This is a genomic window from Geitlerinema sp. PCC 9228 (genome assembly GCF_001870905.1).
Lineage (GTDB): Bacteria > Cyanobacteriota > Cyanobacteriia > Cyanobacteriales > PCC-9228 > PCC-9228.
Genome location: NZ_LNDC01000216.1, coordinates 1 through 804 on the forward strand (window position 1 = coordinate 1; position 804 = coordinate 804).

1 pseudogene is annotated in these 804 nt (G+C 45.0%); it reads left to right on the forward strand.

The features are described from left to right. Window positions 1–465: 465 nt before the first annotated feature. Window positions 466–804 (forward strand): annotated as a pseudogene (locus tag AS151_RS20365) (hypothetical protein); the annotation flags it as partial.

Genomic DNA, 804 nt, shown 5'->3' on the forward strand with positions numbered 1-804 from the left:
AAATGGGGCTAAAGCCCCACGAGGCGCTTTTCCTCCCCGCGCTAAAGCGACGGGGATTCCAAGCTACCGAAAGTTTTACTTGATGGTAACGCCATGCAACTGTTTTTCGTTTTTTTGATGTGGAGAAGCGATCGCATTAACCAGTCAGTGCGATCGCACTGTACCAATCGGTACCGATACCTGACAAATTTTTACAAAACTTTCATCAAAAAATCGGTTGGATTCGCAGGGACTTTAAGCAAATTTGAAAAACAAGTGTTAGTCTAAATTCAGTAATAATACGCGATCGCGGCAGTAGTTCTGCTTACATAAGTGGCGCTGCTAGTAGTGGCATTCTTCTACAATATGCCAGCCATACCGTGCAGCGTTGGAATTACGTACAAATAACGGCTTCGATCGAGTTTTAATTTATACAAATCCACGAAAAACCAAACCAATAACCAATAAATAGAGGGAGAAACGGACATGGCATATAAGAAATCGAAGTGGTGGAAAGTGAGTTTGATGGGATGCGTGGGATGGTTGGCTCTATGTAGCGCTTCCGTTCCCATTGCCAACGGTCAAACCGATGCTTCTTCGGCAGCCTCCACAACCAGCGAATTTGCCCAGCAAAGAGATACAGTTTCGGAAAACGAGGCGAACGCCAATGTAATTCAAGGCGAACTCAACAGCAGCAGCGAGGCTTTTGATAGTGGTCATTACTATCAAGTTCACACCTTCGAAGGGGAAGCGGGTGAGCAAATTGCGATCGAGACTGTAAATGCTAACTTCGATACCTATTTAATTTTACGGGATCGGGAAGGG